This window comes from Streptomyces sp. E2N166 (assembly GCF_003671715.1).
GTDB classification, from domain to species: domain Bacteria; phylum Actinomycetota; class Actinomycetes; order Streptomycetales; family Streptomycetaceae; genus Streptomyces; species Streptomyces thinghirensis.
This window is the reverse complement of the sequence record NZ_RAIF01000012.1, coordinates 1,116,519-1,124,765: the sequence shown is the minus strand read 5'-3', so window position 1 is coordinate 1,124,765 and position 8,247 is coordinate 1,116,519. Positions and strand designations below refer to the sequence as shown.

The following is an 8,247-nucleotide window of genomic DNA, read 5'->3' as shown; positions in this document are numbered from 1 at the left end:
CGACCGCCTGGTTCGCGCCCTTGCCGCCCGGGTGGACGGCCAGGTCGGTGCCGAGCACCGTCTCGCCGGCACCCGGCCGCCGCTCGACGCCGATCACGAGGTCGGCGTTGGCCGACCCCACGACCAGGAGGTCGTAGTCGTACATGAATCGCTCCCCGAGCCGAATGAATCAGAGTGAATCCGTGTGAATCCGTGAATCCGTGAATCCGCGTGAGGCGGGCGGGCGGTCGTCGTGACCGCCCGCCCGTGCACCGCCGTGCGCCCTGTCAGCCCTCGAAGCCGGCCACGTTCTCCTTGGTGACCACCTTCACCGGCACCTTCACCATCCTCTCCACCTTCTTGCCGTCGGCGGCGCGCAACGCGTTCTCGACCGCGATCCTGCCCAGTTCCCTCGGCTGCTGCGCGACAGAGGCGAACAACGTGCCCTCCCGCACCGCCTTCAGCCCGTCCGGGGTGCCGTCGAAGCCGACGACCTGCACGGACTCGCCGGCCTTGGAACCCAGCGCCTTGATCGCGCCGAGCGCCATCTCGTCGTTCTCCGCGAAGACGCCGTCGATGTCGGGGTGCGCCTGGAGCAGGTTGGTCATCACGTCCAGGCCCTTGGTGCGGTCGAAGTCCGCGGGCTGCTTGGCGACGACCTCGATACCCGGGTACTCCTTCAGGCCGGCCGCGAAGCCCGCCCCGCGCTCCCGGCTGGCGGAGGTGCCGGCCTGGCCCTGGAGGATGACGATCGTGCCCTTGCCGCCGAGCTTCTCGGCGAGCGCCTTGGCGCCCAGCTCACCGCCCTCGACGTTGTCGGAGGCGACCAGCGCGGCCGTCTTCGCGTCGTTGACGCCGCGGTCCACGGCGATGACGGGAATGTCGTCCTTGTTCGCCGAGCGCACCGAGGGGCCCGCGGCGTCGGAGTCCACCGGGTTGACGATGATCGAGGACAGGCCCTCGCTGGTGAAGTTCTGCAACTGGTTGGCCTGCTGCGAGGCGTCGTTCTGCGCGTCGGTGACCGTCAGGTCCACGCCCAGCCTCTTCGCCTGTTCCTCCGCTCCGTCCCTGATCTGCACGAAGAACGGGTTGTTGAGCGTGGACAGCGACAGACCGACCTTCTGCGTCCGGCCGGCCGAGGAGTCGTTGTGCAGCAGCGAGGTCGCGCCCACGACGGCCACGGCCACGACCGCCGCGATCACGTACGTCAGTGCCTGCTTGCCCTTGCCGCCCCCGCCGGCCCCGGCCGCGGGCGTGGTCGCCCCGGCCTTGCGCCGCAGGGTGTCCAGCAGCACCGCCAGCGCGATGACGACACCGATGACGACCTGCTGCCAGAACGCGGAGACGGACAGCAGGTTGAGGCCGTTGCGCAGCACCGCGAGGATCAGCGCGCCGATCAGCGTGCCCGACGCCTTCCCGGTGCCGCCCGCGAGCGAGGCGCCGCCGATGACGACGGCCGCGATGGCGTCCAGCTCGTAGCCCTGCGCGGCCTGCGGCTGCGCGGAGGAGAGCCGGGAGGCGAGCACGATGCCCGCGGCGGCGGCGAACAGGCCGGAGAAGGCGTAGATGGCGAGCTTCTGCCGCTTCACCCGCAGTCCGGACAGGCGCGCGGCCTCCTCGTTGCCGCCGATGGCGTACATGGAGCGGCCGATGTAGGTACGCCCGAGGACGAACGCCGTGATCAGCCCCATCACGATCATCACGAGCACCGGCACCGGCAGCCATCCGCCGAGCGTGTCACCGAGGTGGGAGACGGAGTCGGGGAAGGCGATCGGCGAGCCCTGCGAGATGACGAGCGACAGACCGCGCCCCACCGACAGCATGGCGAGCGTCGCGATGAACGGCGGCAGCTTCCCGTACGAGATCAGGAAACCGTTCACCAGGCCGCACGCGATGCCCGTCGCGACGGACAGCAGCACCGCGAGCACGACCGGTATCCCGGCCTCGGTGGCGCTCCACGCCAGCACGGTGGCCGACAGCGCGGCGACCGAGCCGACCGACAGGTCGATGCCGGCGGAGACGATGACGAAGGTGACGCCGAAGGCGAGGATCGCGGTGACGGCGGCCTGGACGCCGACGTTCAGCAGGTTGTCGGCGGTCAGGAAGTCCCCGGACAGCGCCGACATGGCGACGACGAGGACGATCAGCGCGGTCAGCGCGCCGTTGTCGAGCAGCAGGCGGCGCAGACCGCCCGTGGCGCCCTGCGCGCCCGGCTTGCTCTTGAGCGTGTCAGTGGCCACGGGAGGCCTCCGTTCCGGTTCCGTTAGTGTGGGGGGTGCTGACGGCCAGCGCCATGACGGCATCCTGGGTGGCCCGCTCGGCGGGGAGTTCACCGGCGACCCGTCCCTGGGCCATGACGACCACCCGGTCGCTCATGCCGAGCACCTCGGGCAGGTCGCTGGAGATCATGAGTACGGCGGCACCGGCGGCCGTCAGTTCGTTGATCAGCTGGTAGATCTCGACCTTGGCGCCGACGTCGATGCCGCGCGTCGGCTCGTCGAGAATGAGCACCTTGGTGTTGGCCAGCAGCCACTTGCCGATGACGACCTTCTGCTGGTTGCCGCCGGACAGGGTCCGCACGTGCTGCCCGAGTCCGGCCATCCGCACACCGAGCTGTCCGGCGATCCGCTCGGCCGCCGCGTGCTGCGCCTTGAGGTCGACGAGCCCCGCGCGTGCGGACGACTTCAGCGTCACCAACCCGAGGTTCTCCTCGACGGAGGCGTCGAGCACGAGCCCCTGGCCCTTGCGGTCCTCGGGCACGAGACCGATCCCGGCGGCCATGGCGGCGTTGACGTCGTGCCGCCGCAGGGGCGCACCCGCGACGTGCACGGCCCCCGCGTCGTACGGATCGGCGCCGAAGACGGCCCGGACGACCTCGGTCCGCCCGGCGCCGACGAGGCCCGCGATGCCGACGACCTCACCGGCGCGCACCTCGAAGCCGACGTCGTGGAAGACGCCGTCCCGCGTCAGCCCCTTCACCTCGAGCAACGCCTCACCGGCTGCGGCGCGTTCGCGCGGGTACTGCTGCTCGATCGACCGCCCGACCATGAGCCGCACCAGCTCGTCCTCGGGCGTGGCGGCGGGCACCTGCCCGACACTGCGTCCGTCCCGGATGACGGTGACCCGGTCGCCGAGGGCGGCGATCTCCTCCAGGTGGTGGGTGATGAAGACGATCCCGACGCCGTCCTCGCGCAGCCGCCGCACGATGGCGAACAGCTTGTCGACCTCCTCGGAGGTCAGCACGGCGGTCGGCTCGTCCATGATGAGCACGCGCGCGTCCAGGCTGAGCGCCTTGGCGATCTCCACCATCTGGAGCCGGGCGATGCCGAGTTCACGCACCCGCGCGCGGGGAGACACCTTGACCCCCACCCGCTTCAGCAGTACTTCGGCGTCCGCCTCCATCTTCTTCCGGTCGATCATCCCCAGGCGGCGCGGCTGGCGCCCCAGGAAGATGTTCTCGGCGACCGTCAGATCGGGGACGAGGTTGAACTCCTGGTAGATGGTGGCGATCCCGAGGCGCTCGGAGTCCTGCGCACCGTGGATGCGCACCTCCTCGCCACCGGCCAGGATCCGCCCGGCGTCGGGCGTGTAGGCGCCGGAGAGCATCTTGATGAGCGTGCTCTTGCCCGCGCCGTTCTCACCGAGGAGCACGTGCACCTCGCCCCGGCGAAGGTCGAAGTCGACGCTGTCGAGCGCGACCACACCGGGGAAGGTCTTGCGGATGCCCTCGATGCGCAGCAACTCGTCCGGACTGCGGCTGCTCACGGCGTACTCCTTCGTACGGGGGACGGGGACGGGGTTTCCTGGGGGGCCGCCTCACCGCAGGAGCGGCGGACGACCAGCCGCGCCGGGAGGGTGACGGACTCGCCGGGCCGGCCCCCGATGCGGTCGACCAGCGCGCGCACGGCGGCCCGCCCGAGGTCGCCCGTGGGCTGGGCGATCGCGGTGACGGGCGGATCGGTGTGCACGAACCAGCGGATGTCGTCGAACGCGGCGAGCGCGATGTCCTCGGGGACCCGCAGCCCGCGCGCGCGTACGGCGTCCAGGGCGCCGAGCGCCATCAGGTTGTCGGCGGCGAAGACGACCTCGGGCGGCTCGGGCAGGTCGAGGAAGCCCTCGGTGACCCGGCGCCCGCTGTCGGCCTGGAAGTCGCCCTGGCCGATGTAGGCGTCGGGCAGGGGGAGCCCGTACGCGCCGAGCGCCTCGCGGAAGGCGTCGACGCGTTCGCGTCCGGTCGTGGTGGCGGCGGGCCCGGCGATGATGGCGAGCCGCCGGTGCCCGAGGCCGTACAGATGCGCCACGAGGTCCCGTACGGCGGCCCGCCCGTCCGACCGGACGACGGGCACGTCCACGCCCGGAATCCACCGGTCGACGAAGACCATCGGCGTCCCGGCCCGCGCGGCGTCCAGCATCCGCGGGGAGCCGCCGTCGGTGGGGGAGACGAGCAGCCCGTCGATACGCCGGTCCAGCAGCGTCGTGACGTGGTGGTCCTGGAGATCGGGCCGCTCGTCGGCGTTGCCGATGATGACGCTGTAGCCGAGCGCGCGGGCCTCCTCCTCGACGGACCGGGCCAGTTCGGTGAAGTACGGGTTCATGACGTCGCTGATGACCAGGCCGAGGGTGCGGGTCTGGTCGGTGCGCAGCGACCGGGCGACGGCGTTCGGGCGGTAGCCCAGCGTCTCGACGGCGGCCAGCACACGCTCGCGTGCGGCGGGGCTGACCGACGGGTGGCCGTTGAGCGCGCGCGAGACCGTCGCGACGGAGACGCCCGCCTCGGCGGCGACGTCCTTGATGCCGATACTCGCCATCGCCGTTCCACCTCCTCGTGGAATCGATTACACGGAGGATTGGAATCGATTACACGGACGGATGGCAAGAGAGGGAGCAAGGGCCGCAACCCAATCGTGACCGAGAGCCTCCCGCCCCCGGGCCGGACACGCGGCGGCCCGGCCCGGGACGGGAGGGCCCCGGACCGGGCCGGAAGCGGTGGCCGGCCGGCTCAGTGGTCGAGCGCGGCCTTGAACATCCCCGCCTCGTAGGAGCCGCCCTTGTGGTGCGTGATCACGGCCAGCCGGTTGGCCGCGTTGATCAGGGCGACAAGACAGACCAGCGCGGCGATCTGGTCGTCGTCGTAGCGCTCGCGCACCTGGGCCCACGTCTCGTCGGACACGCCCTGGTGGGCGTCGGCGAGCCGGGTGCCCTCCTCGGTGAGCGCCAGGGCGGCCCGCTCGGCCTCGGTGAACACCGTGGACTCGCGCCAGGCGGCGACCAGGTGGAGCCGCACCGCGCTCTCGCCGGCGGCCGCGGCCTCCTTGGTGTGCATGTCGATGCAGTGACCGCAGCCGTTGATCTGGCTGGCGCGCAGTGACATCAGCTCCTGCGTGGAGTGCGGCAGCGACGACTGCTGGAGCACCAGGGCGGTACCCGCGAACCGCTTGGCGAACTTGCCGCCGATCTCGTTCTCGAACAGGTTGAATCGGGATTCCATGATCTCGTCCTCACGCTCGGTGCCTCAGTGGCGATCACAAGACGCCGACGGTCCGGTCCTTGTGACGGCGCGACGATGTGACGTGAGCCACCGCCGACGAGTGTCACAGGGCGGCGCCGACCGGCGTCCTGTGCGTAGGAGACCTCCGGAGGCGTTCGGGCGGGAGCAACTGGTGACGGACGAGTACGGCGAACACGAACAGCACGGCGAGCACGGACAGGACACCGCGACCGGGCGGAACGCCGGCGAGGGCGGACGCACGGACCCCGCCACCGAGGCCTTCGTCGCGCACCGCAACCTGCTCCTCACCGTCGCGTACGAGATGCTCGGCTCGGCCGCCGACGCGGAGGACGTCCTCCAGGAGACCTGGCTGCGATGGTCGGGCGTGGACCTCGCGACGGTGCGCGACCGGCGCGCCTACCTGGTGCGGATCACCACGCGCCAGGCCCTGAGCCGGCTGCGTGCGCTCGGCCGCCGCAAGGAGTCCTATGTCGGCGCCTGGCTGCCCGAGCCGCTGCTCACGACGCCCGACGTGGCCGAGGACGTCGAGCTGGCCCACAGTGTCTCGATGGCGATGATGCTGGTCCTGGAGACGCTCGCGCCGACCGAGCGGGCGGTGTTCGTGCTGCGCGAGGTGTTCGACCTCGGCTACGACGAGATCGCCGACGCCGTCGGCAAGAGCCAGGCCGCGGTCCGGCAGACCGCGCACCGGGCACGCGCCCACGTCGCGGCACGGCGGCCGCGCGGGACCGTCTCCCCGGCCGAGACACGGGACGCGCTCACCGCGTTCCGGCGGGCCGTCGTGACGGGTGACCTGCGGGGCCTGCTCGACGTCCTCGCGCCGGACGTGGTCCTCGTGGGCGACGGCGGTGGCATCAAGCGGGCCGTGCTGCGGCCCGTCACGGGGGCCGGGAAGGTGGCCCGCCTCATGATCGGCGGACTGGTCAGGCAGGCGGCAGGGGCCTCGTTGGAACCGGCCCAGGTCAATGGCCACCCGGCGCTGATCCTCCGGCTCGACGGCGAGCTGGACACCGTACTGGCGGTGCGCTTCGACGACGGCCTCATCACCGGGCTGTACGCGGTGCGCAACCCCGAGAAGCTGTCCCACATGGGCAGGGAGACCCCCTGCGCCGCTGAGCGAACGGCCCCGCCGCCTGTGCGGAATCCGGAAGGGTGCCGCCGGTCTCCAACAGAGTCCGGCAGCCGCAAAAGGTGCTTGTCGGTCGGAGGTGTGGGGCGGCGTCGCCGACGAGCCGGCCGGGCTCCGCCGAAAATCACTACCGGCGCGGCCGCTCAGGGCGGAGACTCGTTCCATGGCGGACATGGGGGCGTTCCGGGTCGCGGTCACCGCGTGGGCGGCCGGCGGCCCCGGCGGCCCCGCGCACGAGTTGGCGACGCGAGCGTCGGTACGTACCGCTGTCCTCCTGGAGGGACCGAGCGACTCGGCGGCGGTCGACGCGCTGGCCGCGCGTCACGGCCGCGACCTCGCGGCGGAGGGGGTCTGCGTCCTTTCGATGGGCGGCGCGATGAGCGTCGGCCGCTTCGCCTCCCTCCTCGGACCGTCCGGCCTGGGCCTCCGTCTCACGGGACTGTGTGACGAGCGGGAGCAGGGTTACTACGTCCGCGCCCTGGAGCGGGCGGAGGCGGCGCCCGACGGTCTCTTCGTCTGCGCGGCCGACCTGGAGGACGAGCTGATCCGCGCTCTGGGCGTGACGCGGGTGAAGGAACTGGTCGAGGCGGAGGGCGACCTGCGCCCCCTGCGGACCTTCCTTCGCCAGCCAGCCCAGCAGGACCGCACCGCGCAGCAGCAGCTCCGCCGGTTCCTCGGCACCAAGAAGGGCCGGAAGATCCACTACGGCCGTGTCCTCGTCGAGGCCCTGGACCCCGCGCGCACCCCGGCCCCCCTCGCGGGGCTGTTCGCGGCGCTCTGACCGTGCGGAGCGCCCGCGGGCTTCCCGGCGGTCGCCGGAGGCTCCGGACGCGACGCGCGCCCGTACCTGACCGGTCCGGGGTGCCCGGGCCGGTCCTCCCTCTGGCAGTCAACCGCGAACATGTGGGCCGATGTTGTACTTGGTGCGCTCAGATGAGAGCTTGGCCAACAGGTGGCCGGTGGGTGTCCTCGTGTTGCCGGGGTGCTGGTTGCTGCGGGTGCGGTCAGGCGGCGGTCAGCTCGCACCACACGTACTTGCCCCGGTTGCCGTGCCTGGCCAGCGGATGCCACCCCCACACATCGGCGCAGGCCCGCACCAGCGCCAGCCCCCGCCCTTCCTCCGACTCCGCCACCCGCCCGAACGGCGCGGGCGGTTCCGGAGGTTCCGGGTCCGCATCCCACGCCCCGATCCGCAGCGTGCCCGGCGGCGACCAGCGGACACGGAGGGCGGCCGGACCTTTGGTGTGCCGCACGGCATTGGAGACCAACTCCGTCGCGAGCAACTCGGCGATGTCCACGAGGCGGATCAGCCCGTGCATGGTGAGGATCAGGCGAAGGGTGCGACGACTGACGGTGACGGCGCGGAGGTCGTTGGGGATGTACAGAGAGTACTCCCAGGGCTCGTTTTCGGGCATGCGGGATCTCTCGTTTCGGGTGTGGTGGGTTGAGGACGGGCCAGGTGTCGATGCCGCAGCCGTCATGGCAGGACGGGGCGGTGCGCTTCCGGGGCCCGGTTTCGCACGGTGTGTTTTGCGTCACCGACGGTAGATCTATATTTAGGGACGCGGCAAGCCGATCGCGTAATCTGACGCCGAACGAGTTGCACCAACGGACGTGATCGGAGGGCCAG

At 71.6% G+C, this 8,247-nt stretch carries 7 protein-coding genes and 1 pseudogene; 2 read left to right on the top strand and 6 right to left on the bottom strand.

Translation table 11 applies throughout. The features are described from left to right. The 5 genes from EBH09_RS38875 to EBH09_RS12840 all read right to left on the bottom strand — a co-directional run. The coding region (locus tag EBH09_RS38875; RefSeq protein WP_345940936.1) for a PfkB family carbohydrate kinase at positions 1–145 on the bottom strand (145 nt) is incomplete at its 3' end. Positions 146–266: 121 nt separating this feature from the next. Continuing rightward, entirely contained in the window at positions 267–2,219 is a 1,953-nt protein-coding gene (locus EBH09_RS12855; protein ID WP_121747086.1) for a substrate-binding domain-containing protein, read from the bottom strand. After that, positions 2,209–3,744 carry a sugar ABC transporter ATP-binding protein gene (locus EBH09_RS12850; protein WP_121747085.1) on the bottom strand — a complete coding sequence of 512 codons (1,536 nt, stop codon included), beginning with the start codon at positions 3,742–3,744 and terminating at the stop codon, positions 2,209–2,211. Before EBH09_RS12850 ends, EBH09_RS12855 begins: the two co-directional genes overlap by 11 nt. Continuing rightward, positions 3,741–4,787 (bottom strand): LacI family DNA-binding transcriptional regulator, encoded by a 1,047-nt coding sequence (locus EBH09_RS12845; protein ID WP_121747084.1) that lies wholly within the window; start codon positions 4,785–4,787, stop codon positions 3,741–3,743. The genes EBH09_RS12850 and EBH09_RS12845 overlap by 4 nt, the downstream gene beginning before the upstream one ends. 191 nt (positions 4,788–4,978) lie before the next feature. After that, positions 4,979–5,467 (bottom strand): carboxymuconolactone decarboxylase family protein, encoded by a 489-nt coding sequence (locus EBH09_RS12840; protein ID WP_121747083.1) that lies wholly within the window; start codon positions 5,465–5,467, stop codon positions 4,979–4,981. A gap of 130 nt (positions 5,468–5,597) precedes the next feature. On the opposite strand from EBH09_RS12840, the pseudogene EBH09_RS12835 reads away from it, so the two are divergent. Continuing rightward, positions 5,598–6,590 (top strand): annotated as a pseudogene (locus tag EBH09_RS12835) (RNA polymerase sigma-70 factor); the annotation flags it as partial. Between the two features lie 190 nt (positions 6,591–6,780). Next, positions 6,781–7,398, top strand: coding sequence for a TOPRIM nucleotidyl transferase/hydrolase domain-containing protein (locus EBH09_RS12830; protein WP_121747082.1), 618 nt, complete (start codon positions 6,781–6,783; stop codon positions 7,396–7,398). A 223-nt stretch (positions 7,399–7,621) separates the two neighbouring features. On the opposite strand, the gene EBH09_RS12825 is transcribed toward EBH09_RS12830, so the two are convergent. After that, the gene (locus EBH09_RS12825; protein WP_121747081.1) at positions 7,622–8,032 is read right to left on the bottom strand and encodes an ATP-binding protein; all 411 of its coding nucleotides are present in this window, start codon (positions 8,030–8,032) and stop codon (positions 7,622–7,624) included. Positions 8,033–8,247: the final 215 nt, after the last annotated feature.

What these genes read in the sequence shown, in the direction of transcription:
- EBH09_RS12830 (WP_121747082.1), top strand. Translation starts at nt 6,781, where the DNA reads ATGGCGGACATGGGGGCGTTCCGGGTCGCGGTCACCGCGTGGGCGGCC.
- EBH09_RS12845 (WP_121747084.1), bottom strand. Translation starts at nt 4,787, where the DNA reads ATGGCGAGTATCGGCATCAAGGACGTCGCCGCCGAGGCGGGCGTCTCC.
- EBH09_RS12825 (WP_121747081.1), bottom strand. Translation starts at nt 8,032, where the DNA reads ATGCCCGAAAACGAGCCCTGGGAGTACTCTCTGTACATCCCCAACGAC.
- EBH09_RS12840 (WP_121747083.1), bottom strand. Translation starts at nt 5,467, where the DNA reads ATGGAATCCCGATTCAACCTGTTCGAGAACGAGATCGGCGGCAAGTTC.